This window comes from Agromyces sp. LHK192, assembly GCF_004006235.1.
Lineage (GTDB): Bacteria > Actinomycetota > Actinomycetes > Actinomycetales > Microbacteriaceae > Agromyces.
The window spans coordinates 2,001,846-2,026,002 of record NZ_CP034753.1; the positions used below are offsets into that span (position 1 = coordinate 2,001,846).

The 24,157-nt window shown below is 70.2% G+C and carries 18 protein-coding genes and 1 pseudogene; 9 read left to right on the plus strand and 10 right to left on the minus strand.

The window, feature by feature from the left end; genetic code table 11:
• Positions 1-79 precede the first annotated feature (79 nt).
• Positions 80-1,504 carry a type I glutamate--ammonia ligase gene (gene glnA, locus ELQ40_RS08960; RefSeq protein WP_127793376.1) on the minus strand — a complete coding sequence of 475 codons (1,425 nt, stop codon included), beginning with the start codon at positions 1,502-1,504 and terminating at the stop codon, positions 80-82.
• 133 nt (positions 1,505-1,637) lie between these two features.
• On the opposite strand from glnA, the gene ELQ40_RS08965 reads away from it, so the two are divergent.
• Positions 1,638-2,072: an RDD family protein gene (locus tag ELQ40_RS08965; RefSeq protein ID WP_127793377.1), complete on the plus strand. Its 435-nt coding sequence runs from the start codon at positions 1,638-1,640 to the stop codon at positions 2,070-2,072.
• A 135-nt stretch (positions 2,073-2,207) separates the two neighbouring features.
• Here ELQ40_RS08965 and ELQ40_RS08970 read toward each other — a convergent pair whose 3' ends face one another.
• The 3 genes from ELQ40_RS08970 to lipB all read right to left on the minus strand — a co-directional run bounded on the left by ELQ40_RS08970 (position 2,208) and on the right by lipB (position 4,641).
• Positions 2,208-2,921: a DUF4191 domain-containing protein gene (locus tag ELQ40_RS08970; RefSeq protein ID WP_127793378.1), complete on the minus strand. Its 714-nt coding sequence runs from the start codon at positions 2,919-2,921 to the stop codon at positions 2,208-2,210.
• Between the two features lie 86 nt (positions 2,922-3,007).
• Entirely contained in the window at positions 3,008-3,994 is a 987-nt protein-coding gene (gene lipA / locus ELQ40_RS08975; protein ID WP_205649465.1) for a lipoyl synthase, read from the minus strand.
• The gene (gene lipB, locus ELQ40_RS08980; protein ID WP_127793379.1) at positions 3,991-4,641 is read right to left on the minus strand and encodes a lipoyl(octanoyl) transferase LipB; all 651 of its coding nucleotides are present in this window, start codon (positions 4,639-4,641) and stop codon (positions 3,991-3,993) included. The genes lipA and lipB overlap by 4 nt, the downstream gene beginning before the upstream one ends.
• A 110-nt stretch (positions 4,642-4,751) precedes the next feature.
• Between lipB and ELQ40_RS08985 the strand changes: the two genes are divergently transcribed.
• Positions 4,752-6,422, plus strand: coding sequence for a hypothetical protein (locus ELQ40_RS08985; RefSeq protein ID WP_127793380.1), 1,671 nt, complete (start codon positions 4,752-4,754; stop codon positions 6,420-6,422).
• Here the strand turns inward: ELQ40_RS08985 and sucB are convergent.
• The 3 genes and pseudogenes from sucB to ELQ40_RS09000 all read right to left on the minus strand — a co-directional run bounded on the left by sucB (position 6,419) and on the right by ELQ40_RS09000 (position 10,985).
• A pseudogene (gene sucB / locus ELQ40_RS08990) lies at positions 6,419-7,959 on the minus strand (2-oxoglutarate dehydrogenase, E2 component, dihydrolipoamide succinyltransferase). The gene ELQ40_RS08985 and the pseudogene sucB sit on opposite strands and share 4 nt — an antisense overlap.
• Positions 7,960-8,039: 80 nt before the next feature.
• On the minus strand, positions 8,040-9,413 hold the full coding sequence (lpdA, locus tag ELQ40_RS08995; protein WP_127793381.1) for a dihydrolipoyl dehydrogenase: 1,374 nt from the start codon (positions 9,411-9,413) through the stop codon (positions 8,040-8,042).
• A gap of 99 nt (positions 9,414-9,512) precedes the next feature.
• Positions 9,513-10,985, minus strand: a complete 1,473-nt coding sequence (locus ELQ40_RS09000) for a leucyl aminopeptidase (protein ID WP_127793382.1) — start codon at positions 10,983-10,985, stop codon at positions 9,513-9,515.
• Positions 10,986-11,073: 88 nt separating this feature from the next.
• Here ELQ40_RS09000 and ELQ40_RS09005 point away from each other — a divergent pair, with 88 nt between their 5' ends.
• The 4 genes from ELQ40_RS09005 (at position 11,074) to ELQ40_RS09020 (ending at position 15,624) form a co-directional block, all read left to right on the plus strand.
• On the plus strand, positions 11,074-12,000 hold the full coding sequence (locus tag ELQ40_RS09005; protein ID WP_127793383.1) for a proteasome assembly chaperone family protein: 927 nt from the start codon (positions 11,074-11,076) through the stop codon (positions 11,998-12,000).
• A 297-nt stretch (positions 12,001-12,297) separates the two neighbouring features.
• Positions 12,298-13,614 (plus strand): RNA polymerase sigma factor, encoded by a 1,317-nt coding sequence (locus ELQ40_RS09010; RefSeq protein WP_127793384.1) that lies wholly within the window; start codon positions 12,298-12,300, stop codon positions 13,612-13,614.
• Between the two features lie 7 nt (positions 13,615-13,621).
• The gene (locus tag ELQ40_RS09015) at positions 13,622-14,893 is read left to right on the plus strand and encodes a MurT ligase domain-containing protein (protein ID WP_127793385.1); all 1,272 of its coding nucleotides are present in this window, start codon (positions 13,622-13,624) and stop codon (positions 14,891-14,893) included.
• Positions 14,890-15,624 carry a type 1 glutamine amidotransferase gene (locus ELQ40_RS09020; protein ID WP_127793386.1) on the plus strand — a complete coding sequence of 245 codons (735 nt, stop codon included), beginning with the start codon at positions 14,890-14,892 and terminating at the stop codon, positions 15,622-15,624. Before ELQ40_RS09015 ends, ELQ40_RS09020 begins: the two co-directional genes overlap by 4 nt.
• A 67-nt stretch (positions 15,625-15,691) precedes the next feature.
• Here the strand turns inward: ELQ40_RS09020 and ELQ40_RS09025 are convergent, their stop codons facing one another.
• Positions 15,692-15,925, minus strand: a complete 234-nt coding sequence (locus ELQ40_RS09025) for a hypothetical protein (protein WP_127793387.1) — start codon at positions 15,923-15,925, stop codon at positions 15,692-15,694.
• A 143-nt stretch (positions 15,926-16,068) separates the two neighbouring features.
• On the opposite strand from ELQ40_RS09025, the gene ELQ40_RS09030 reads away from it, so the two are divergent.
• Positions 16,069-18,153, plus strand: a complete 2,085-nt coding sequence (locus tag ELQ40_RS09030; protein WP_127793388.1) for a type IIA DNA topoisomerase subunit B — start codon at positions 16,069-16,071, stop codon at positions 18,151-18,153.
• A gap of 93 nt (positions 18,154-18,246) precedes the next feature.
• Here the strand turns inward: ELQ40_RS09030 and ELQ40_RS09035 are convergent, their stop codons facing one another.
• Positions 18,247-20,718, minus strand: coding sequence for a DNA topoisomerase (ATP-hydrolyzing) subunit A (locus tag ELQ40_RS09035; protein ID WP_127793389.1), 2,472 nt, complete (start codon positions 20,716-20,718; stop codon positions 18,247-18,249).
• A gap of 68 nt (positions 20,719-20,786) precedes the next feature.
• Here ELQ40_RS09035 and ELQ40_RS09040 point away from each other — a divergent pair, with 68 nt between their 5' ends.
• On the plus strand, positions 20,787-21,935 hold the full coding sequence (locus tag ELQ40_RS09040; protein ID WP_127793390.1) for an alkaline phosphatase family protein: 1,149 nt from the start codon (positions 20,787-20,789) through the stop codon (positions 21,933-21,935).
• A 64-nt stretch (positions 21,936-21,999) separates the two neighbouring features.
• On the opposite strand, the gene ELQ40_RS09045 is transcribed toward ELQ40_RS09040, so the two are convergent.
• The gene (locus ELQ40_RS09045) at positions 22,000-22,599 is read right to left on the minus strand and encodes a DUF3043 domain-containing protein (RefSeq protein ID WP_127793391.1); all 600 of its coding nucleotides are present in this window, start codon (positions 22,597-22,599) and stop codon (positions 22,000-22,002) included.
• Positions 22,600-22,637: 38 nt separating this feature from the next.
• On the opposite strand from ELQ40_RS09045, the gene ELQ40_RS09050 reads away from it, so the two are divergent.
• Positions 22,638-24,062, plus strand: coding sequence for a dipeptidase (locus ELQ40_RS09050; protein WP_127793392.1), 1,425 nt, complete (start codon positions 22,638-22,640; stop codon positions 24,060-24,062).
• The last annotated feature ends 95 nt before the right edge of the window (positions 24,063-24,157 follow it).

Genomic DNA, 24,157 nt, shown 5'->3' on the forward strand with positions numbered 1-24,157 from the left:
GCCGAACGGCGGAAGGCCCGCAGCGCCGAAGCGGTGCGGGCCTTCCTGGGGACGGCTGGGGGGAGCCGTGTCGGGGGGATCAGACGCCGTAGTAGAGCTCGAACTCGAACGGGTGCGGGCGCTGAGCCAGCGGCTTCAGCTCCTTCTCGCGCTTGTAGTCGATCCAGGTCTCGATGAGCTCCTTGGTGAACACGTTGCCCTCGAGGAGGAAGTCGTGGTCCGCCTCGAGCGCGTCGAGCACGGCGTCGAGCGAACCCGGCACCTGCGGGATCGACTTGGCCTCCTCGGCGGGGAGCTCGTAGAGGTCCTTGTCGACCGGCTCGTGCGGCTCGATGCGGTTCTTGATGCCGTCGAGGCCCGCCATGAGCTGCGCGGCGAACGCGAGGTACGGGTTGCCCGAGGCGTCGGGCGCGCGGAACTCGATGCGCTTGGCCTTCGGGTTGGTGCCCGTGATCGGGATGCGGATCGCGGCCGAACGGTTGCCCGCCGAGTACACCAGGTTGACGGGAGCCTCGAAGCCGGGAACGAGGCGGTGGTACGAGTTCACCGTCGGGTTCGTGAAGGCGAGGATCGCCGGCGCGTGCTTGAGGATGCCGCCGATGTACCAGCGGGCGATGTCGGAGAGGCCGCCGTAGCCCGCCTCGTCGTAGAAGAGCGGCTTGCCGTCGTTCCACAGCGACTGGTGGGTGTGCATGCCCGAGCCGTTGTCGCCGAACAGCGGCTTCGGCATGAACGTCGCGGACTTGCCCCACTGCTCGGCGGTGTTCTTGACGATGTACTTGAACTTCAGGATGTCGTCGGCCGCGTGCACCATGGTGTCGAAGCGGTAGTTGATCTCCTGCTGGCCGCCGGTGCCCACCTCGTGGTGCGAGCGCTCGAGCACGAAGCCGGCCTCGATCAGGTTGAGCGTGATGTCGTCGCGCAGGTCCGCGGTCTTGTCGATGGGGGAGACCGGGAAGTAGCCGCCCTTGTACGGCGTCTTGTTGGCGAGGTTGCCGCCCTCCTCGACGCGGCCCGAGTTCCATGCGCCCTCGTCGGAGTCGACCGAGTAGAAGCTCGAGTGCTGGTTCACCTCGTAGCGCACGTCGTCGAAGATGTAGAACTCGGCCTCGGGGGCGAAGTAGGCGGTGTCGGCGATGCCGGTCGATGCGAGGTACTTCTCGGCCTTCTTGGCGACCTGGCGCGGGTCCTTCGAGTAGATCTCGCCGTTGCGCGGGTTGTAGATGTCGAAGATCATGACGAGCGTGCGCGCAGCGCGGAACTGGTCGATGTACGCGGTGGTCACGTCGGGGATGAGCTGCATGTCGGACTCGTGGATGTTCGCGAAGCCGCGGATCGAGGATCCGTCGAACAGCTGACCCACGGTGAAGAAGTCCTCGTCGACCGTCGACGCCGGGATGTTGAAGTGCTGCTGCACGCCCGGGAGGTCGGTGAAGCGGATGTCGAGGAACTTGACGTCCGTTTCCTTGATGAACTTGAGGACTTCAGACGAATCACTGAACATGTTGCGGCACTCCAAGGGGATGGGATTCGGCGGGTTGCACGACCGTGTCCGAAGCTACTGGGAGGGGGTTACTCTGCAATGACGCGAATGTTTCGGGCATGTTACGTCGCGAGCGCTCGGTAGAATCGTCGGCATGCCCGAAGCCCCACGTACCCCATCCGGCACGCTCGAACCCAGCCGGTGGCCGGGGGAGCGGCTCGGGCTTCCGGTGTCGGGACCGCGTTCCGTCGCCCGTGCGGGCCGGCGCATCGCGGCGCTCGTGATCGACTACGGCCTCGCGCTCGTGATCGCACTGCTGTTCGCGCCCTACCAGTCGCTCGCCCACAACTGGATCACGTTCGCCGTCTTCGCCCTCATGCAGGTCCTGTTCATCCCGACCATCGGAGGCAGTCTCGGGCACCGACTCCTCGGCATGCACGTGGTGCCGCTCGGCGGGGGCTGGATCGGCCTCTGGCGGCCGATCGTCCGCACCGCCCTGCTGATCGTCGTCCTCCCCGCGCTCGTCTGGGACTCCGACCAGCGGGGGTTCCACGACAAGGTCGCGGGAACGATCCTCATCCGTTCCTGATCGGTATCGCATCCGATCGGTGGCCTTCGGCACGAGATCGGCCGCCGGACGGGCGCGCGAGCGTCCGTCGAACGACGACGGCGCGGCATCCGCTCGTATACGGATGCCGCGCCGGAACGCTTCGGGGTGGTGCGATCAGCGCATCTTGCCGCGCTGCGCGCGAACCTTCATCGGGTCGATGCCCTTCGGGATCGGGAGCGAGGACTGGAGCGAGTTCAGACGGTTGGACACCGCGAGGACCTCGGGCTTGGTCAGCACCTTCTTCGACTTGCGGAGTGCGGCCGCGAGCCGGTGCAGTTCGACCGACTCCTCGCCGTGGCCGACCGTGAGCAGCCGGATCTGGACGTTCGGAAGCACGCGGGTCACCTTGCGCTCCTCGTCCTTGAGCATGCGCTCGACTCGGAACGGATCGCCCTCGCCGATCAGCGCGACGCCGCCGCGTCCGACCGCGCGGTAGACGGCATCCTGCGTCTTGCCGTTCACCGCGACGGGCATCTCGTTGCCGACCCACCCGCCGCGAAGGCCGCTGCGGAGGACCGCCCCGACCGCGCCGGGCTGGCCGTCGATCTGGGAGTATGCGGCGCGTTCGGCGCGACGGCCGAGGATGATCATCGCGATGAGCAGACCCGCGAGCACGCCTGCGACGATCCAGAGCGTGAGGGTGAACCAGTTGTCGCTCGAGAGCCAGAGCGCGAGGCCGAGGCCGAGCGCGACGGGTGCGAGGAAGCCGAGGAGCATCAACCACGGAGCCGTCGAGTCGTAGCGACGGGTCATCTGGAAGACCTGCCACATCTGCTTGAGGCGGCCGGGCTCCTTCGAAGCGGACGAGGCGTCCTTGGTGCGTGCCATGCACACAAGGATACCGGCGCCGAGGGGCACCTCGAACCGCGATCCGGGTCGGGTGGCGCGCGTTCCGCCCACCCGACCCGGATCGGTCAGACCGCCTGGGCGAAGCCGGCCGAGGCATCGGCCAGGTGGCCGAGTTCCGCGGGGATCTCGCGGCCCTTCGCGCTCATCGACTGCGCCCACAGGCGACCCGCGCGGTACGACGACCGCACGAGCGGGCCGGCGAGGACGCCGAGGAAGCCGATCTCCTCGGCTTCGGCCTTGAGCTCCACGAACTCCTCCGGCCGGACCCAGCGGGCGACCGGGAGGTGGCGCGGACTGGGGCGCAGGTACTGCGTGATCGTGATGATGTCGGTCCCGGCGTCGTGCAGGTCGCGCAGGGCCTGGGAGATCTCGGCCCGATCCTCGCCCATGCCGAGGATCAGGTTCGATTTCGTGATCAACCCTGCGGTGCGGCCGGCCGTGAGCACGCCGAGCGAGCGGTCGTACCGGAACGCGGGACGGATGCGCTTGAAGATCCGCGGGACGGTCTCGACATTGTGGGCGAACACCTCGGGCCTCGCCGAGAACACCTCGGCCAGGTGGTCGGGGTTCCCGGAGAAGTCGGGCACGAGGATCTCCACCCCGGTGCCCGGCGACTGCCGATGGATCTCGCGGATCGTCTCCGCGTACAACCAGGCGCCCTCATCGGGAAGGTCGTCGCGAGCGACCCCGGTGACGGTCGAGTACCGGAGCCGCATGCGGACGACAGACTCGGCGACCCGGCGAGGCTCATCGACGTCGTAGTCCGCCGGACGCCCCGTGTCGATCTGGCAGAAGTCGCATCGACGGGTGCACTGCGAGCCGCCGATGAGGAACGTGGCCTCCCGGTCCTCCCAGCACTCGTAGATGTTCGGGCATCCCGCCTCCTGGCAGACGGTGTGGAGGTCCTCGGACTTCACCAGCGCCTGCAGGTCGCGGAACTCGGGCCCCATCTTGGCGCGGGTCTTGATCCACTCGGGCTTGCGTTCGATCGGGGTCTGCGCGTTGCGGACCTCGAGCCGGAGCATCCTCCGACCGTCGGGCGCGGTGCTCACGCGACCGTGCCTTCCACCGGAACCGGCGCGAACGTCTCGTCGAGCAGTCGCTGCAACGGCTCGACCACGTCGATCGGGCGGACCTGCCGCCCGATCACGCGGGACATGGTCGTGACGCCGGCGTCGCGGATGCCGCAAGCCACGATCCGCTCGTAGGGTTCCAACCCGTTCGAGCAGTTCAGGGCGAACCCGTGCATCGTCACGCCGTCTGCGACGCGGATGCCGATCGCCGCGATCTTCTCGTCGGTGCCGTCGCCGACCCAGACGCCCGAGCGGCCGTCGACCCGACGGCCCTCGATGCCGAACTCCGCGAGCAGGCGGATGAGCACGTCTTCGAGGCGACGCACGTAGGCGACGACGTCGATCGGGTCCGCGAGACGGAGGATCGGATACCCCACCAGTTGACCGGGGCCGTGCCACGTGATCTTCCCGCCGCGGTCGACGTCCACGACGGGCGTGCCGTCTTCCGGGCGTTCGTCGGGGGCGGTGCGTTTGCCGGCCGTGTAGACCGATTCGTGTTCGAGGAGGATGACGGTGTCCGGTGATTCCCCGGTGACCACCGCGTGATGGACGGCGCGCTGGAGGGTGAGGCCCTCGCTGTACGGCACGGAGTTGGCGCTTAGCCCCGTGACGACGTAGTCGAGCATGGTGCCCAGTCTAGGAGGGCCGCTCCTCCACAGCCGCACGCGGTCCATGGCTCTGCACGTCGGGCCGCTCCTCGACTTCGCCGGTCCTCCGGTCGGGAAGGCTCGATGCCATGCGTCGCCGAGAACGGAACCACCCGCTGCCCGACCCGCCGCCGTATGCCGCGGTCGACGGCTTCGCATCGGATCCTTCGGCATCCGGCCGTACGGCCGCCGAACGATCCGGCGAATTCGCGGGATACCGGCTCCTGCGACGGTTGGCCACCGGCGACCGGGCGCAGGTCTACCTCGCGGTCGCGACACGACCCGGGCCGCCGGTCGCGGTCGCCGGAGGCGAGACCCCGGCAACCGAGCTCGTGATCGTGCGCGTGTACGAACGCGACGTCGACCAGGAGTCGATAGTGCGCGAGCTCGCGGCGATGGCCAAGGTGGGAGCGCTGCCGCGTGCGCTCGACGCCATGACATCCGAGGACGGCCAGACGAGCGTGGTGGTCGAACGGCTCGCCGGAGTGAGCCTCGCAGAGCTCCTCGCCCGACGTGAGCTCTCGCCCGGGGAGGCCGTCACCGTGCTCGCTCCGGTCGCCGTGGCGGTCGGGGAACTCGCCTCGGCCGGCTTCGCCCTCGACCGCCTTCCGGCGAGCGAGGTGCGGTTCGACGGCACCGGCCGTCCGAGACTCGTCGGGACCGGCGCACTGCGGGCCCTGTCGGAGGCCGTCGATCCCGGTGAGCGGGCCGCAACGGTCCGCGCGATGCACCTCGCGTTCGGCGGACTCGTCGCTGAGGTCGCCGGGCGCACGCGCCCGGCGGACGCGTTCGGTCCGCTGCAGCAGCGGATTCGCGAGGCGCTCGACACACGACCGTTCCGCCCGTTCGCGCTCGACGTCGAACGGGCGCTCTTCGCGATGTACCGGCCGACCTCGGTGGAGGGGTTGGAGCTCGATCGGACGGACTCGGCCGTTCGGCCGGGCGGCGTGCCGCAGCGGATCGATGTGCCGCAGACGTTCCTCGGGTCCACGCCGGCCGACGCCGCGGCGGCGACGGGCGGCTCGCCGGAACGGAAGCCGCGTCGTGGGCTGTGGGTCGGACTTCGCATGGCGTTCGCGCGCGGCGGTGCGGACGAGGTGGTCGAGGCGATCGCACCCGGTCGCGTGCACGGCATCGAATCGGAGGCGGACCGAGCGGCGGCGTCGAAGCTCCGAGCCGTACTGGCCCGCCGCCGTCCGGCGCTCGTCGTCGCAGCGATCATCGGAACCGGCGCGCTGGTGCTCCTCCTGACGATGGTTCCACCGGGTGCTGGACGCAGCGCCGCGGGTGGTGCGACCGGCACCGGCCGGGTCGATCGTGCGCTCACGACCGACGTGCCCGCCACGGGTCAACCGTCGCCCGTCGCCGACGGGACCGGTGAACAGGACGAGCCGGCGGATGCTTCGGGATCTCGCGAAGCTGCACCGGCGGCGGATGCCGCCGCCACGGCGGACGTCGCTGCGGGGCAGCTGCTGGAGCGCCGCGCGGAGTGCTTCGCACGGCTCGACCTCGGGTGTCTCGGCGATGTGTCGCAGCCGGGCTCCGCGCTCGAGGCCGCAGATCGTTCGGCCGTCCTCGAGGCACGGAACGGGGTGGAGATCGCCGTGCCCGAGTTCGACGTCGCGGCGGCTGTCACGACGGGTGAGATGGGGGCCGCGTGGCTCGTCAGCGTTCCCTACCGAGACCAGGAACGCCGAACGGCCTCGATCCTCGTGATGAGGAGCGAGGCCGGTTGGCGTCTGCGTGAGATCTTCGACTAGATGCCGAGGTCGCCCTCGAAGTCGCCCTCCTCGAGGCGGTTCTTGACCGCGGTGAGGAAACGCGCCGCGTCGGCGCCGTCGATGATGCGGTGGTCGTACGAGAGCGCGAGGTAGACCGTCGAACGGATCGCGATGGAGTCCTGGCCGTCCTGGGTGAGGACGACCGGACGCTTCACGACCACGCCGGTGCCGAGGATCGCGGTCTGCGGGAGGAACACGACCGGGGTGTCGAACAGCGCGCCGCGCGAGCCCGTGTTGGTCAGCGTGAACGTTCCGCCGGAGAGCTCATCGGGCTTCAACTGGTTGTTGCGCGTACGCTCGGCGAGGTCGGCGATCTGCCCGGCCAGACCCGCGATGTCCAGCTCACCCGCATCGCGCACGACCGGGGTCAGGAGGCCGCGCTCGGTGTCGACCGCGATGCTGAGGTTCTCGCGCTCCGGGTAGACGATGCTGTCGCCGTCGACCGTGGAGTTGATGATCGGGTACGCACGGAGCGCCTCGACCGCCGCGAGAGCGAAGAACGGCAGGAAGGAGAGCTTGTTGCCGGTCTTCGCCTGGAAGTCGCCCTTCACGCGGTCGCGCAGACGCGCGACCTTCGTCACGTCGACCTCGACGACGGAGGTGAGCTGCGCCGTCGACTGCATCGACACCACGGCACGCTCAGCCACGACCTTGCGCAGGCGCGTCATCGGCTGAGTGGTGCCGCGAAGGGGCGAGGTCTCCAGCTGCTGGCGCGGTACCGGAGCCGCCTCGGCCGGCTGCGACTGCGTCTGCGCCTGCAGGATGTCCTGCTTGCGGATGCGGCCGCCGACGCCGGTGCCCGTCACCGAAGCCAAGTCGACACCCTGGTCGTTCGCGAGCTTGCGCACGATCGGAGTCACGTAGCCGGATGCACCGGCGTGGGCACCGCCGGCTGCGGGCGCAGCGGGGCTTCCGCGGTGGGGGCAGCAGGTGCAGCCGCCGCAGGTGCTTCCGCGGCCGGGGCCGCAGGCGCGGCGGCCGGAGCCGGAGCTGCTGCAGGTGCGGCCGGGGCAGCGGGTGCGGCGGCCGGAGCCGGAGCTGCCGGTGCGGCCGGGGCAGCAGGCGCCTCCGCAGCCGGCGCGGCGGGTGCCTCGGCGGCGGGGGCAGCGGGTGCGGCGGGCGCCTCAGCTGCCGGGGCCGCGGGGGCCTCTGCCGGTGCGGCCGGGGCAGCAGGCGCCTCCGCAGCCGGCGCGGCGGGTGCCTCGGCGGCGGGGGCAGCGGGTGCCTCAGCGGCCGGTGCCTCAGCGGCGGGCGCCTCCGCGGAGGCCGCAGCAGCGGATCCGTCGCCGATCCGTACCAGTTCGGTACCGACCTCGACGGTCTCGTCCTCCTGGACGAGGATCTCCTCGATGACCCCGGCCACCGGCGACGGGATCTCCGTGTCGACCTTGTCGGTCGAGACCTCGAGCAGCGGCTCGTCGACCTCGACACGGTCGCCGACGTTCTTCAGCCAGCGGGTGACCGTGCCCTCGGTGACACTCTCGCCGAGTGCCGGGAGGCTGACGGATTCGCTCATGCGCATTGCTCCTTCACAGCGTGGTTCGCAGATCTAGCTTATTGCAGTCGTTCTCGGGTGAATTCGGCTCTGTGCCCGACTCAGAGTGCGTGCAGCGGCTTGCCCGCAAGCTTCAGGAACGCCTCGCCCAACGCCTCGTTCTGCGTGGGGTGCGCGTGGATGAACGGAGCGACGTCCTCGGGGTACGCCTCCCAGTTGACGGCCAGCTGCGCCTCGCCGACCAACTCACCGACGCGTGCGCCGATCATGTGGACGCCGACGATCGGACCGTCGTTGACGCGGACGACCTTGACCGATCCGCTCGTCTCGAGGATGTGGCTCTTGCCGTTGCCGGCGAGGTTGTAGTCGTAGCTGGAGACCTGGTCGGCACCGAACTTCTCTGCGGCGCGTGCCTCGGTGTACCCGACCGAGGCGATCTCGGGCTCGCAGTAGGTGACCTTGGGGATGTTGACGTCCTCGACCACGATCGGGTTGAGGCCGGCGATCTCCTCGGCGACGAAGATGCCCTGCTGGAAGCCGCGGTGCGCGAGCTGGAGGCCGGGAACGATGTCACCGACCGCGTAGAGGCCGGGCACGCCGGTGCTGAGGCGCTCGTCGGTGATCACGAAGCCGCGGTCGACGGTGACGCCGGCCTCCTCGTAGCCAAGACCGGCCGTGACGGGGCCGCGACCGACGGCGACGAGCAGGAGCTCCGCCTCGACGGTCTCGCCGTTCTCGAGGGTGACGACGACGCCGTCGTCGTGCTGCGTCACGCCCTGGAAGCGGACGCCGAGCTTGAAGTCGATGCCGCGCTTGCGGAACGCACGCTCGAGCTGCTTCGAGATCGACTCCTCCTCGTTCGGGACGAGGTGGGGGAGCGCTTCGATGATCGTCACCTCGGCGCCGAACGACTTCCAGACGCTGGCGAACTCGACGCCGATCACGCCGCCGCCGAGCACGGCGACCTTCTTCGGCACGAAGTCGAGCTGGAGCGCCTGTTCGCTGCTGATGACACGGCCGGCGATGTCGAGGCCCGGAAGCGAGCGGGTGTACGACCCGGTGGCCAGGACCACGTTCCTGCCGGTGTAGCGGTCTTCGCCCACCTGGACCGTGTTCGGCCCGGCCAGACGTCCCTCGCCGGCGACGACGGTGATGCCGCGTGCCTTGAGCAGGCCCTGCAGGCCCTTCCACTTGCTGGCCACGATGCCCTCGCGGTACGCGGAGACCTGCGCCAGGTCGATGCCCTCGAACGTCGCGCGAACGCCGAACTTCTCGGACTCGCGGGCGTTGTCGGCGATCTCGGCTGCGTGCAGCAGCGCCTTCGTCGGGATGCAACCGCGGTGCAGGCAGGTGCCGCCGAGCTTGTCCTTCTCGACGAGCGCAACGCTCATGCCCAACTCGACTGCGCGGATCGCGGCGGCGTAGCCGCCGCTGCCACCGCCGAGGACGACGAGGTCAAAGTTCTGCTCGGACAACCGGATCTCCCTTGCGCATCGGTTCGCGCGGCGCGTCTCGCGGCGGGGTTCACCCGCTCGTCGCGTCGGCTGGGCGGATTTCTCGCCCCCACGACCTTACTACTTGCCGGAGAGGTCCTCGCCCAGCCGGACGAGCGTGCGGACCGTGGATCCGGTGCCACCGGATCCGGTGAAGCCCCACGCCGCTCCGGTGTTGTTGGACGGCCCCGCGATGTCCAGGTGTGCCCACGGGATCCGCTCCCCGGTGGTCTCGTCGCGCGGGACGAACTCGCGCAGGAACACCCCGGCGAGCGACATCCCCGGCAGGACGGTCCCGAGCTTCGCGTTCGCGAGGTCGGCGACATCCGACTTCAGCATCCCTCTGAGGTAGTCGGGAAGCGGCATCGGCCAGACCGCCTCGTCCACGGCATCCGCGGAGGCCCGAACCCGGGCGACGAGTTCGTCGTCGCCCATCAGGCCGGCGATGCGGCCGCCGAGCGCGACCAACTGCGCGCCGGTGAGCGTCGCGACGTCGATGATCGCGTCGGGGTGATCCTCGCCGGCCGCGACGAGTCCGTCGGCGAGGACCAGCCGGCCCTCGGCGTCGGTGTTGAGCACCTCCACGGTCGTGCCGCCATTGATCGTGATGACGTCGGTCGGGCGGAGCGCGGTCGACGACGGCATGTTCTCGGCGAGGCACAGCCATCCGATCACCCGCACCTGGGTCCGGAGCCGGGCCAGCGCGACGATGGCGTGCAGTACGGCCGCAGCCCCGGCCATGTCGGTCTTCATGCCGACCATCGACGCCGCGGGCTTGAGCGAGAGACCGCCGGAGTCGAACGTGATGCCCTTGCCGACGAGCGCGAGCGTGAATCGGGCATCCGTCGGCGCGTACTCGACCCGGACGAGGCGCGGACCGTTCGCCGATCCCCGGCCGACGTCCAGGATCCCGCCGAAGCCCCCGGCCTCGAGCGCGGGCACGTCCCACTCGCGATACGAGAGCGAAGCGTCCTCCGTGGCGGCCCGGGCGATCTCGGCGAATCGCTCGGGCGTGAGGTCATCGGGAGGCGTGTTCACGAGGTCCTTCGTTTCGGCGACCGCCTCCGCGACGATCCGGACCCGGTCGAGCCCGATCGCCTCCGCCGAGCCGGTCGCGTGGGCGACGATCCGGGACGGCCCGGGCTTCGCCTCCGAGCGGTATCGAGTGAAGCGGTACGCACCGAGGGCGGCGCCCTCGAGTGCGGCCGCGACGAGCTCGTCGGATGCCCCGTGCAGCGCGAGCCCGACCGCCGCGGCCTCGCCGACCTGGCGCAGCGCGGCGCCGGCGGCGAGCCGGATGGCAGGGGCGTCCGCGGTCGGGCCGACGCCTGCGACGAGGATGCGGCGGGGGCCTCCGTCGCGCGCGGGCAGTCGGGTGATCTCCTCGGCAACTGCGCTCGCACCGAGCGACTCGAGGGCATCGGGGACCCAGTCGTACCCGTCCCCGTCCACGAGCTGCGGTGCTTCGTCGCCGGCCACGGCGAAGAGCACGACCGCGTCGGCCGAGGACTCCGAGGCGGGGGCGGTGGAGAGGTCGAGCGTGAGTTCCGGCATGCGTCGATGGTACGGCTGTTCGCTCTCGGCACACCCCCGCGCCGATCGGCGGGGAAGTGAGCGGTTCGCACGTCACTACGCTGGTTGCATGCGCGTTCCCGAATCCCTCTACGAGCTCAATGCCGACGTCGCGGTGCCCTCGGGCCTGCCGCTCGTCGCCGGGCTCACCGGGTTCGCCGACGCCGGGGGAGCGGTCGCGCAGACGGCCGAGTATCTGCGTTCGGAACTGGAACGGACGGTCGTCGCCACCTTCGACGCCGACGAACTCCTCGACTACCGCGCCCGTCGCCCGATCATCCTGTTCGACGGCGACCACATCGCGGACTTCCGCCCGCCCCGGCTCTCGCTCGAACTCGCGCAGGACGATCTCGGACGCTCGTTCCTCCTGTTGACGGGGTACGAGCCGGACTTCCAGTGGGAGCGATTCTCCACCGCGGTGATCGGGCTGATCGAGCGCTTCGGCGTGAGTTCGACGACCTGGGTGAACTCCATCCCGATGCCGGTGCCGCACACCCGGCCGATCTCGCTCACGGTGAGCGGCAACCGATCCGATCTCGTCGAGTCGATGTCGGTCTGGCGCCCGACCACGGAGGCGCCCTCGAACGCGATGCACCTCGTCGAGTACCGGCTGGCCGAGCAGGGTCGCAGCGTCGCCGGGTTCGTCCTGCTGGTGCCGCACTACCTCTCGGACACGGAGTACCCGGCGACCGCGGTCGCCGCGCTCGAGGCGATCAGCTCGGCGACCGGATTGATCTTCCCGACCGATCTGCTGCGCGAGCAGGGCCGCGACTTCGTCGCGCGCATCGAGGAGCAGGTCGCCGAGAACGGCGAGCTCGCGAAGCTGGTGCACACGCTCGAAGAGCGGCACGACACCTACATGGAAGGAACGGTGCTGCGTTCCCCGCTCACCGACGAGGACGGCGAAGTCCCCTCGGCGGACGAGATCGCCGCCGAGCTCGAGAAGTTCCTCGCGTTCCGTCGCGGCCGCGACGACGAGCCGCCGCTGCAGCCGTAGTCGGCCCAGTTCGCCGGTGATCCGCCGCCGATCGCTCCGGCGTCAGGAATGGCACGGGTGCCCGGTGCGTTGTACCGGTCATCGCCGAGTGCGCTCGAACCCGCGGTGTCGGCGGAATCCGGGTGCGCGCACTGGTATAATTGAAGGCAGGACCCGTTCTCGTCCAGGCCGCGCAGCACCGCTGCGACCACCGGTGGACTTGACATGGGTCCTCATAGTGTCCAGAAACACCGGACCCGGACCAGCATCCCGATCCGACCCGCAGCGGGTGTCGGAACGGTGAGGAGAGGCGAATTCATGGCAACCAAGTCCCCGACGTCCGCGAAGGGCGACGCCGAGGCGACCGCTCCCGCGAAGGCCTCGAGCGCGACGGCCGCCAAGGCCCCGGCCAAGAAGGCGGGAGCGAAGACGACGACGGCGTCGAAGACGCCTCGCACGACGACGGCGAAGAGCTCGACCAAGGCGAAGGGCAAGGCCGGCGCCGGCGACGAGGTCGACGAGGAGGAGATCGAGGAGGTCGAGATCGAGGCGGACGACACCGCCGAGACCGAGACCGAGACCGCCGCGACCGGCGACGCCGAGTCCGACGAGGAGGAAGCCGCACCGATTCCCGTCGAGCCGCACCCCACCGGCGCTCTCGTGCTGCGTGCCGTGGACGACGAGGACGAGGTCCCCGTCTACTCCGCAGCGATCACCGGCGCCACGGCCGACCCGGTCAAGGACTACCTGAAGCAGATCGGCAAGGTCGCGCTCCTCAACGCGGCCGAAGAGGTCGAGCTCGCGATGCGCATCGAGGCGGGCCTGTTCGCCGAGGAGAAGCTCTCGCACATGGCCGAGGCCGAGAAGCGCACGCAGCTCGGCCGCGAACTGCAGTGGGTCGCGAAGGACGGGCAGCGCGCGAAGAGCCACCTGCTCGGCGCGAACCTGCGTCTGGTCGTCTCGCTCGCCAAGCGCTACACGGGTCGCGGCATGCAGTTCCTCGACCTGATCCAGGAGGGCAACCTGGGCCTGATCCGTGCCGTCGAGAAGTTCGACTACACGAAGGGCTTCAAGTTCTCCACCTACGCCACCTGGTGGATCCGTCAGGCGATCACTCGCGCGATGGCCGACCAGGCACGCACGATCCGCATCCCGGTCCACATGGTCGAGGTCATCAACAAGCTCGCGCGCGTACAGCGTCAGATGCTGCAGGACCTGGGCCGCGAGCCCACGCCCGAGGAGCTCAGCCGCGAGCTCGACATGACCCCTGAGAAGGTCATCGAGGTGCAGAAGTACGGCCGCGAGCCGATCTCGCTGCACACGCCGCTCGGCGAGGACGGCGACAGCGAGTTCGGCGACCTGATCGAGGACACCGAGGCGGTCGTCCCCGCCGACGCGGTGGGCTTCACGATGCTGCAGAAGCAGCTGGAGTCGCTGCTCGACTCGCTCAGCGAGCGCGAGGCGGGCGTGATCCGGATGCGGTTCGGCCTCGGCGACGGCATGCCGAAGACGCTCGACCAGATCGGCGACACGTTCGGCGTCACCCGCGAGCGGATCCGTCAGATCGAGTCGAAGACCATGGCGAAGCTCCGTCACCCGTCGCGCTCGCAGTCGCTCCGCGACTACCTCGAGTAGGCCGCAGGTGGGAGCTGGTTCGCTGCGCTACGCGCCGGCGATCCTCATCGGAAGGTTCACCCGATTCGCCGCTCGGCTGCGCAAGCCGGGCGGCGGATCGGCGGTGCCCGGCCTGGTCGTCAACCGCATCGCGCCCGGATACCTCCGGCGCACGCTCTCGGGATTCCCGGGCGGACTGATCGTGGTGTCGGGCTCGAGCGGCAAGTCGACGACCACGAAGATGCTGGTCGCGGTCCTGCGCGCCCACGGCGTGGAGGTGTTCACCAACCCGTCGACCGCGAACATCAGCCAGGGGCTGACCTCGGCGCTGCTGGAGCAGTCCGACTGGCGTGGCCGGGTGCCGGGTGACGTTGCGGTCCTCGAGATGGACGAGGGGCACGGCGCGCTCGTGATGCAGGGCGTGGACGCCCGCATCGTTGCGCTGACGAACGTGATGGTCGACCAGATCGACCGGTTCCACGACTCCGAGATGGTCGTCGGGATGCTCGCGCGCATCGCCGCCCGCGCGCAGGAGTCGCTCGTCATCAACGCGGACGACGCGGCGCTCGAACGGCTCGCCGCGACGGTGGGCGCCGGGCTCGGCGTCCACCGGTACGGCGTCGCGGCCTCGGTGCTCGAAGCCGCCCCGCGAGGATTGGGTTACTCGGAGACCACGCGGACACGGCTCGCGCCCGAGCAGGGCGTCGTGGTCGAATACGTCGACGGTCGACGCACCGAACTCGCGGACGGCGGGGCATCCGTCGGGGTCGGGTTGCCGGCCCGCGGAACGCACTACGCGGTCGATGCGGCCGCCGCCTACACGACCGCGCGTGCGGCGCTCGGCGATCGGTTCGACCGCGACATCGCGGCGAACGCACTCAGCGCGATCCCCGCCGTGTTCGGACGCGGCGAACGCGTGACGGTGCGCGGCCAAGAGGTGGAGTTCGTGCTGGTCCAGAATCCCGCGAGCTACCAGCTCAATGTCGACGGGATCGAGCCGGGCACCGAGCAGATCCTGTTCGCGATCGGCTCGGACGTTCGCGATCCCTCCTACTTCTGGCCGACGGATGCCTCGTCGCTTGCGCGGGTCGCGATCGTGAGCGGATCGAAGGCTGCCGAGGCCGCCCTCATGCTCGCGTACGACGGCGTCGAGATCGACCGCGTCGAACCCGACCTCGCGACCGCCGTCGACGACTTCCTCGCCGCACCGGCTCCGCTCGCCGGCGTCAAGACGATCGTGTTCTCCGCCGACTCGATGCGTCGGACTCGCGCCCACCTCGGACTCACGGGAACCGAATGACCTTCACGATCGCGACGCTCGCTCCGTCGCTGCTGAACACGAACGGCGACGCCCAGAACGCGAACGTCCTGGCGCAGCGACTGCGCTGGGCGGCGCACGACGCGCGCGTCGTCGCCGTCGAGGACGTCGCCGACCTTCCCGACCGGGTCGACGCCGTCGTCATCGGCTCGGGCAACGACTCGACGCTGGATGCTGCGAGGGCGAAGCTGCTCACCCTCCACGACCTCCTGCGTCGCTGGGGCACGGAGGGCGTTCCCATCCTCGCGGTCGGCACCGGGTGGGAGCTCCTCTCCTGGGGTGTCGAGCGCGCCGACGGTTCCGTCGTCGAAGGGCTCGGCGTGCTTCCCGGCCGCGCGGTCGCTCGCTCGTCGCGGGTCATCGGCGACCTCGTGGTGCGTTCGCCGAGGTTCGGTCACCTGGTCGGGTTCGAGAACCACGCCCGCGACTACGTCCAGGCCGAGGCCTCCCCGCTCGGGCGAACCCTCGCCGGCGACGGCAACGGACGCGAGTCGGGTCAGGAGGGCGTCGTCATGGGCTGGGTGCTCGGCACCCACCTGCACGGGCCGGTCCTCGCGAAGAACCCCGGGTTCGCCGATGCGATCATCGCCGAGATGGCCGCGCGCGCGGGCGTCGACTACACGCCGGGCGAGCAGGCCGGGGTCGTCGACGGGTACGCGGCATCCGCTCGTGAGGCGCAGCTGCGCGGCGCGGGCGTCACCCTCGACCGCTGAACGCACGCTCCGTCCGGAGACGACGAAAGCGCCCCGCCGGAGCGGGGCGCTTCGTCGTGGTCGGCGGTCAGTCGCGGGTGTCGACGAGGAGCCGGCTCGACTCGTCGTGCCAGGTCTGCGCGATCTCGGACAGCTTCTCCTGGTGCTTGCGTCCGTGGTGGGCGCAGAAGAGGAGTTCGCCGCTCGCGACGGTGACCCGGATGTAGGCCTGCGCACCGCAGGCGTCGCACCGATCGAGCGCCGTGAGCTCGTACGGTGCCTCGGCCTCGGCGGTACCGGTGGTCTCGGTGTACTGCGTCATGGCGCCTCCTCCAGTGCTCACGTTCGATCCGTTCCTCCATTTCAACACGACCACGCCCGTGAACCTGCCCGTGCCGGGGGCATTTCGCTCAGCGCGTAGTGGCGGAGGGGCGGCGTCGGCCGTCGACACTAGGCTTGGGCGACGTGAGCTCCGACTATTCCGCCCGCCACCTCTCCGTGCTCGAGGGCCTCGAGGCCGTCCGCAAGCGACCTGGCATGTACATCGGGTCGACCGACTCGCGCGGGCTGATGCACTGCCTCTGGGAGATCATCGACAACTCCGTCGACGAGGCGCTGGCCGGGCACGGCACCGAGATCGAGATCCTGCTCCACGCCGACGGCAGCGTCGAGGTCCGAGACCATGCGCGTGGCATCCCGGTCGACATCGAACCCAAGACCGGACTGTCGGGCGTGGAGGTCGTGTTCACCAAGCTCCACGCCGGCGGCAAGTTCGGCTCGGGATCCTACGCGGCATCGGGCGGCCTCCACGGCGTCGGCGCCTCGGTCGTGAACGCCCTCTCCGAGCGGCTCGACGTCGAGGTCGATCGAGGCGGCAAGACCTGGGCGATGTCCTTCCACCGGGGCGAGCCGGGACGATTCGCGGATGCCGCCGGGGCGGCCCCGAGCCCCGCGGCGGCGTTCGCGCCCTTCGAGGAGGCGAGCGAACTGCGCGTCGCCGGCAAGGTCGCGCGCGGCGTCACCGGCACGCGGGTGCGCTACTGGGCCGACTCGCAGATCTTCACCAAGGGGGCGTCGTTCCAGCTCGACGAACTGCTCGGGCGCGCGCGCCAGACCGCGTTCCTCGTGCCCGGCCTCGGCATCACGGTGGTCGACGAGCGCGGCGCGGAACGCGACGAGCACCGGTTCGCCTTCGAGGGCGGCATCTCCGAGTTCGTCAAGCACCTCGCCACCGACGGACCCGTGACCGACATCTGGCGCCTGTCGGGCGACGGCAGGTTCACGGAGATGGTCCCGGTGCTGAGCGAGAGCGGTGCCATGCTCCCGACCGAGGTCGAGCGGCACTGTCATGTCGACATCGCGCTGCGCTGGGGGACCGGCTACGACACGGTGTTCCGAAGCTTCGTGAACATCATCGCGACGCCGAAGGGCGGCACCCACCAGGCCGGATTCGAGCAGGGCATGCTGAAGTTCATCCGCGCGCAGGTCGAGCAGAACGCCAGGCGGTTGAAGGTCGGCAACGACAAGCTCGACAAGGACGACGTGCTCGCGGGCCTCACCGCCGTGCTGACGGTCCGGCTCGCCGAGCCGCAGTTCGAAGGCCAGACGAAGGAGGTGCTCGGCACCCCGGCGGTGCGCTCGATCGTGTCGTCGGTGGTGACGAAGGCGCTCGGCGAGCGGTTCGCCTCGACGAAGCGCGACGACAAGGCGCAGACCGCACTCGTGCTCGACAAGGTCGTCGCCGAGATGAAGGCGCGGATCTCCGCCCGTGCGCACAAGGAGACACAGCGCCGCAAGACGGCGCTCGAATCGTCGTCGCTTCCCGCGAAGCTGGCCGACTGCCGATCGACGGATGTCGCGCAGAGCGAGCTCTTCATCGTCGAGGGCGACTCGGCCCTCGGCACCGCCAAGCTCGCGCGCGACAGCGAGCACCAGGCGCTCCTGCCGATCCGCGGCAAGATCCTCAACGTCCAGAAGGCCTCGATCGCCGACATGCTCGGCAACGCCGAGTGCGCGGCGATCATCCAGACCATCGGCGCCGGTTCGGGCCGCTCGTTCGAGATCGGCCAGGCGCGGTACGGCAAGGTCATCATCATGAGCGACGCCGACGTCGACGGCGCCCACATCCGCACCCTGCTCCTGACGCTCTTCTTCCGCTACATGCGGCCCATGATCGAAGAGGGCCGGGTGTTCGCGGCGGTGCCGCCCCTGCACCGCGTGGTCGTGGTGAACCCCGGATCGAAGCCGAACGACATCATCTACACCTATTCGGAGCCCGAGCTCAGCGCCGTGCTCGCCGATCTCAAGCGGCGCGGCAAGAAGTACCAGGATCCGATCCAGCGGTACAAGGGCCTCGGCGAGATGGATGCCGACCAGCTGGCCACGACGACGATGGACCGTGCGCACCGCACGCTGCGACGCGTGAACGTCGCGGACGCCGAACAGGCCGGTCGCGTGTTCGAACTGCTCATGGGCAACGAGGTCGCTCCGCGCAAGGAGTTCATCATCGACAGCGCGAACGGGCTCAGCCGGGAGCGCATCGACGCCTGAGGCATACCCCGCGGAGACGCCCTCTACCGGGTGCTCCGGTGACTCCTGGATGCCCCGCGCAACGCAGCAACGCCGCTCGGGGGCATCCGAGCCTCAGCTGATCCGCCGCCCGATGACCGCGACGGGCGCGTCGATCGCGGTGCCCGACGCGTCGCGCCTGACGAGTTCCTCGGGGAGCTTCCGCACGCCGCCGTCGGCGCCCAGCGCGTGCGCCGGACCGGGACCGACCCAAGCGACGGCGAGGGCGTCCTGGCCCTTCAGGAACCGCTGCGCCCGTACGCCGCCGGTCGCGCGTCCCTTGCCCGGGAACTCGGAGAACGCCGACACCTTCGCCGCACCGGGATCGGCGCCGAGCAGCGTGTCGGTCGTGGCTGCGATCGTGACGACGACGGTCTCGTCGAGTCGATCGGGCGCGATCGCCTGGAAGTCGATCACCTTCGCGCCATCGGCGAGCTTGATTCCCGCCATGCCGCCGGCAGCGGCGCCCTGCGGTCGAACGCTCGAGGCCGGGAAGTGCAGCAGCTGCGCGTCGTTCGCGACGAAGACGAGCTCGTCGTCATCGCCGCCCTGGGCGGCACCGACCACCGAGTCACCGGGCTTGAGGGCGATGACCTCGAACTCCGGTCGGTTGGGGTGGCCGCCGGGGGCGACGCGCTTGACGACGCCCTGCGCGGTGCCCAGCACGATCGGGCGGTCGCTCTTCAGGTCGACCAGTGCGACGACGTCCTCGCCCGAACGGAGCTCGACGTACTCGCCGACCCGGTGACCGGCCTCGAGGTGGACCGAGTTCGCCGCGAGCTGCTGCAGCTCGACGACGGAGAACCGCACGAGCCGGCCCTGCGTGGTCACAGCGCCGATCTCGCTCCGGCTGGTCGTGTCGAGGCTCGAACGCACCGCATCGTGCTTGCTGCGCCGTGTCGGAACGGTGATCGTGAGCGCGTCGGCGCCATCGGGGCGGTCGACGCGCCCGATCCGGCCGGTCGAGCTGAGGAAGACGCGGCACGGGACATCCGCCTGCTCCATGGACATCGATGCGGCCTGCCGGGCGGCCTGCCGCGCCGGGACGATGCGTCCGGCGGTGAGCATGGTGCGACGCGGGGTGCCGAATCGCTCGGCGACCTCCTCGAGCTCGTCGGAGACGAGCGTGCGGATGCGCAGGTCGCTGCCGAGCAGTTCCTCGAGCCGGGCGATCTCGGCGAGGAGGTCGTCGCGCTCGGTCTCGAGCTCGATCCGCGAGAACCTCGTGAGGCGGCGCAGGCGCAGCTCGAGGATGTACTCGGACTGGATCTCGCTCAGGTCGAACACCTGCATCAGGCGCGACCGCGCCTGCTCGGTGTCGTCGCTCGACCGGATCACCTGGATGACCTCGTCGATGTCGAGGATCGCGATGAGCAGGCCCTCGACGAGGTGGAGGCGATCGCGGCTCTTCTGGAGACGGAAGCGGCTGCGCCGCGTCACCACGCTGATGCGGTGATCGATGTACACGCTCAACAGCTCGCGCAGGCCGAGCGTCTGCGGCTGGCCGTCGACGAGCGCGACGTTGTTGATCGCGAAACCGTCTTCGAGGGGGGTGAGCCGGTACAGCTGCTCGAGCACGGCCTGCGGATTGAACCCGGTCTTGATCCCGATGACGAGCCGGAGCCCGCGCTTGCGGTCGGTGTGATCGGCGACGTCCGAGATGCCGGTGATCTTCTTGGCGTTGACGCCGTCCTTGATCTTCTCGATGACCTTCTCAGGGCCGACCAGGTAGGGCAGTTCGGTGACGATGAGGCCCGTCTTGCGCGGCGACAGCTGTTCGACCGACACCTTCGCGCGGGTCTTGAACGATCCACGGCCGGTCGCGTACGCGTCACGCACGCCGTCGATGCCGATGATGGTGCCCCCCGACGGGAAGTCGGGCCCGGGCACGAACTCCATGAGTTCCTCGAGCGTGGCCTCGGGGTTCGCGATGAGGTGGCGCGCGGCGTGCGCGACCTCGACGAGGTTGTGCGGTGCCATGTTCGTCGCCATGCCGACGGCGATGCCGCTCGCGCCGTTCACGAGCAGGTTCGGGAACGCCGACGGCATCACCTCGGGCTGCAGGAAGGAGTTGTCGTAGTTCGGGACGAAGTCGACGACGTCCTCGTCGAGCCCCTCCGCCATGGCGAGGGCCGGCGCCGCCAGGCGCGCCTCGGTGTACCGGGACGCGGCAGGGCCGTCGTCGAGCGACCCGAAGTTGCCGTGCCCGTCGACGAGGGGCACGCGAAGGGTGAACGACTGGGCGAGCCGCACCAGCGCGTCGTAGATCGCCGAGTCGCCGTGCGGGTGGTACTTGCCCATCACCTCGCCGACGACCCGCGAGCTCTTGACGTGGCCGCGGTCTGGGCGAAGCCCCATCTCGGTCATGCCGTAGACGATGCGCCGCTGCACGGGCTTCAGCCCGTCGCGCGCGTCGGGCAGTGCCCGCGAGTAGATGACCGAGTACGCGTACTCGAGGAACGAGCCCTGCATCTCGGTCGACACGTCGACGTCTTCGATACGTTCGCTGGTGGGTGCGTCGGTGGGCTCGATGCTCGGTGCGGTCATCCGTCTTCTCGGGTTCGTCGTGTCGCCACGGGGGAGTGGGCGCGCCCGCCTGTGGAAGACTGAGCGCGATGCCTGCCATGCTACCGGCGCCCGCCGACCCCGCCCGGCGACTGGCCGGGGTGCTGCCCTCGGTGATCGCGAGCCTGGCCGGCACGGCAGACGCGCCGATCGGCCTCGGGCGGGCGCGCTCCGCGGTGGTCGCGCTCGTCGACGGTCTGGGGGCGTGGAACCTCGGTGCGCGTCGCGGGCACGCCCGGACCCTGGCCGGAGCGATGGGGAAGAAGGACGTCGTTCGGACCACGTTCCCATCCACCACGGCCGCGGCGATCGCGTCGTTCGCGACGGGCGCCGCGCCTGGCGCCCACGGCCTGGTCGGCTACCGCACGCTGGTGCCAGGGCGAGACGTGCTCGCGAACCAGTTGAACGGCTGGGAGCAGGGACTCCTGCCCGACGGCTGGCAGCGCCGTCCGACGCAGTTCGAGGCGGCGCGTGCGGCCGGTCTCTCGCCGTTCACGGTCGGCGCGCCTCGCTACGCGAACTCGGGCTACACCGAAGCGGTGCTCCGCGGTTCCGACTACCGGCCCGCCTCCTCGATCGAGGAGCGGTTCGACCTCGCGCGGGAGATCGTCGACGGCGTCGACGGAGCCCTCGTGTACCTGTACGTCCCCGAGCTCGACCAGTTGGCCCACGCGCACGGGTGGGAATCCGATCGATGGGTGGCGGCCCTCGAACGGGTCGACGGTGCCGTCGCGGGCCTCGTGGCACGGATGCCGCAGAGCGCGGGACTCCTGGTGACCGCCGACCACGGCGTGGTCGACGTCCCGGCGCACCGACACGTCTTCATCGACCGGCCGGAGCTGATCGACGGGGTCCGCCACGTCGCCGGTGAACCGCGCTGCCTCGCGCTGTACTTCGAACCCGGGCTCGCGGCATCCGACCGTGCGGCGCTCGTGCAGCGCTGGCGCGACGCCGAGGGGGAGCGCGCGTGGGTGGCCACCCGCGAGGAGGCGGTCACCGCCGGGCTCTACGGTCAGGTCGACGACGAGGTGCTGCCCCGCATCGGCGACCTGATCGTCGCGGCGCGCTCGGGCATCGCCTACTACGACCCGCGCGAGCCCGACCGCGGCGCCGAGCGCATGATCGGCCAGCACGGATCGCTCACGGACGAGGAGTCCCGGGTGCCGCTCATCAGGTTCGGCGGGTACGAGACGCGATGAGCGGATGCCCCGGGCCGGGGCATCCGCTCATCTCACGTGTCGTCCGCGCATCCGCGCGCCGCGATCAGGACGGGAACTTGCCGTACTTCACCTGCGGCTTCGGAAGCCGCAGCGGGCGCAGCTGGAGCGCGCGCATCGCGGCGTACCAGCGCACCTTCTCGGCCTTGTCGCCGTACTTCGCCCGGAGCTTCTTGGTGAGGATCGCGCCGAGGATGATCACGTCGACGAGGGCGATGATGAAGAAGCCCCACAGGAGCAGGATCGAGATCGACTGGATCTCGTAGCTCGGCACCAGGGTCAGCAGGATCACCAGGAACATCACCGGGATGAGCACCTCGCCGACCGAGAACCGCGCGTCGACGTAGTCGCGCACGAACTTCTTCTGCGGACCGCGGTCGCGCATGGGCAGGTACTTCTCGTCGCCCATCGCCATGCCGATGCGCGCCTTCTCGCGCTGCTCGGCAGCCTTCGACTTCGCCTGCCGCGCCGCCTCCTTGCGGTCGTTCGGCACGAGCGGGCGCTTGTTCGCCGCCTCGCGCTCGGCGCGCGTCGGCGTCGGCGCACCCTTGCCGCCCTGCTTCAGTCGCGCCTGCGTCGCCTCGAGCGTCTCCGGCTGCGCGTCGGCGGGGGACTGGGTGGGAGTGTTCTCAGGTTGCTTGGCCACGGGGTTCCTCGGAATCGGTAGATCTTAAGATTACCGGCATGACGAACACCCCTCCGGCCGACCCGGACGAACTGCCGAACTCCGACCTCACCGACCGACTCCGCGCCGCCGTGGCGGCGGCATTCCCGACGACCGTCGCCGATCTCGCGCGCCTCGTCCGGATTCCGTCGGTGTCATGGCCCGCATTCGACCCCGAACACGTGGCGACGAGCGCGGAGGCCGTGGCAGAGCTCTTCCGCGGCACCGGCGTCTTCGAGCTCGTCGAGGTGCATCGTGCGCCGGTCGCCGGAAACGACGAGCTCGGCCAGCCCGCGGTCCTCGCGCATCGGCCGGCCCGAGCCGGTCGGCCGACCGTGCTCCTGTACGCGCACCACGACGTGCAGCCGCCCGGCAAGGACGAGGACTGGGAGACGCCGCCGTTCGAGCCCACGCAGCGCGGCGATCGCCTGCACGGTCGCGGCGCCGCGGACGACAAGGCCGGCGTCATGGCGCACGTCGGCGCCGTCCGCGCGATCGCCGAGGTCCTGGGCGACCTCGACCTCGGGCTCTCCGTGTTCATCGAGGGCGAGGAGGAGTGGCTGTCGCAGTCGTTCGCGAATTTCCTCCGGGAGCACCGCGACGCCCTCGCAGCCGACGCGATCATCGTCGCCGACTCGGGCAACTGGGACCTCGAGACGCCCGCGATCACCGTCGCGCTGCGCGGTGCCGTCGCCTTCAACCTGCGGATCGACACGCTCGCGCACGCGTCGCACTCGGGCATGTACGGCGGAGCGGTGCCCGATGCGATGCTGGCGGCGATCCGCCTCCTCGACTCGCTCTGGGACGCCGACGGCGCGGTCGCGGTCGACGGGCTCCGCGGCGCGGGCCTGGACGTGCCCGACTTCGACGAGGCGCAGCTCCGCGAGGAGACCGGCCTGCTCGACGGCGTCTCGCCGATCGGCCGCGGGCCGATCCTCTCGCGGATCTGGTCGGAGCCGTCGATCACGGTCACCGGGATCGACGCCCCGGATGTCGCGAACGCATCGAACACGCTGATCCCCGGCGTCCGCGTGCGGGTGAGCGCCCGCATCGCCCCGGGACAGGATGCCGACGAGGCGCTCGGCGCGATCAAGGCCCACCTCGAGGCGAATGCCCCGTTCGGCGCACGCCTGACCTTCGAGGCTCCCGACACCGGCCAGCCGTTCCTCGTCGACACCAGCGGGTGGGCGGTGGCCGCCACGAAGTCCGCGATGGCGGATGCCTGGGGCGTCGACCCGGTGGAGATCGGCGTGGGCGGCTCGATCCCGTTCATCGCCGAGCTCGTCGAGGAATTCCCCGGCGCGCAGATCCTGGTGACCGGCGTCGAAGACCCGGCGTCCAAGGCGCACAGCCCGAACGAGTCGCTGCACCTGGGCGTCTTCCAGAAGGCACTCCTCGCCGAGGCGCTGTTCCTCGCGCGACTGGATGCCGTACCGCGCCCGTGACGAGCCGGCCGACCGCGACGCGGTTCCAGCCGGTTCCCGGGATTGCGGGCGTACAATTGCCGCAGACCACCGGATTCCGCCGGACCCGCAAGGAG

What these genes read in the sequence shown, in the direction of transcription:
- ELQ40_RS09005 (WP_127793383.1), top strand. Translation starts at nt 11,074, where the DNA reads ATGCGCGTTCCCGAATCCCTCTACGAGCTCAATGCCGACGTCGCGGTG.
- ELQ40_RS09040 (WP_127793390.1), top strand. Translation starts at nt 20,787, where the DNA reads ATGCCTGCCATGCTACCGGCGCCCGCCGACCCCGCCCGGCGACTGGCC.
- ELQ40_RS09035 (WP_127793389.1), bottom strand. Translation starts at nt 20,718, where the DNA reads ATGACCGCACCGAGCATCGAGCCCACCGACGCACCCACCAGCGAACGT.
- lipB (WP_127793379.1), bottom strand. Translation starts at nt 4,641, where the DNA reads ATGCTCGACTACGTCGTCACGGGGCTAAGCGCCAACTCCGTGCCGTAC.
- ELQ40_RS09050 (WP_127793392.1), top strand. Translation starts at nt 22,638, where the DNA reads ATGACGAACACCCCTCCGGCCGACCCGGACGAACTGCCGAACTCCGAC.
- glnA (WP_127793376.1), bottom strand. Translation starts at nt 1,504, where the DNA reads ATGTTCAGTGATTCGTCTGAAGTCCTCAAGTTCATCAAGGAAACGGAC.
- ELQ40_RS09010 (WP_127793384.1), top strand. Translation starts at nt 12,298, where the DNA reads ATGGCAACCAAGTCCCCGACGTCCGCGAAGGGCGACGCCGAGGCGACC.
- ELQ40_RS09000 (WP_127793382.1), bottom strand. Translation starts at nt 10,985, where the DNA reads ATGCCGGAACTCACGCTCGACCTCTCCACCGCCCCCGCCTCGGAGTCC.
- ELQ40_RS09025 (WP_127793387.1), bottom strand. Translation starts at nt 15,925, where the DNA reads ATGACGCAGTACACCGAGACCACCGGTACCGCCGAGGCCGAGGCACCG.
- ELQ40_RS08970 (WP_127793378.1), bottom strand. Translation starts at nt 2,921, where the DNA reads ATGGCACGCACCAAGGACGCCTCGTCCGCTTCGAAGGAGCCCGGCCGC.
- ELQ40_RS09020 (WP_127793386.1), top strand. Translation starts at nt 14,890, where the DNA reads ATGACCTTCACGATCGCGACGCTCGCTCCGTCGCTGCTGAACACGAAC.
- ELQ40_RS08965 (WP_127793377.1), top strand. Translation starts at nt 1,638, where the DNA reads ATGCCCGAAGCCCCACGTACCCCATCCGGCACGCTCGAACCCAGCCGG.
- ELQ40_RS08985 (WP_127793380.1), top strand. Translation starts at nt 4,752, where the DNA reads ATGCGTCGCCGAGAACGGAACCACCCGCTGCCCGACCCGCCGCCGTAT.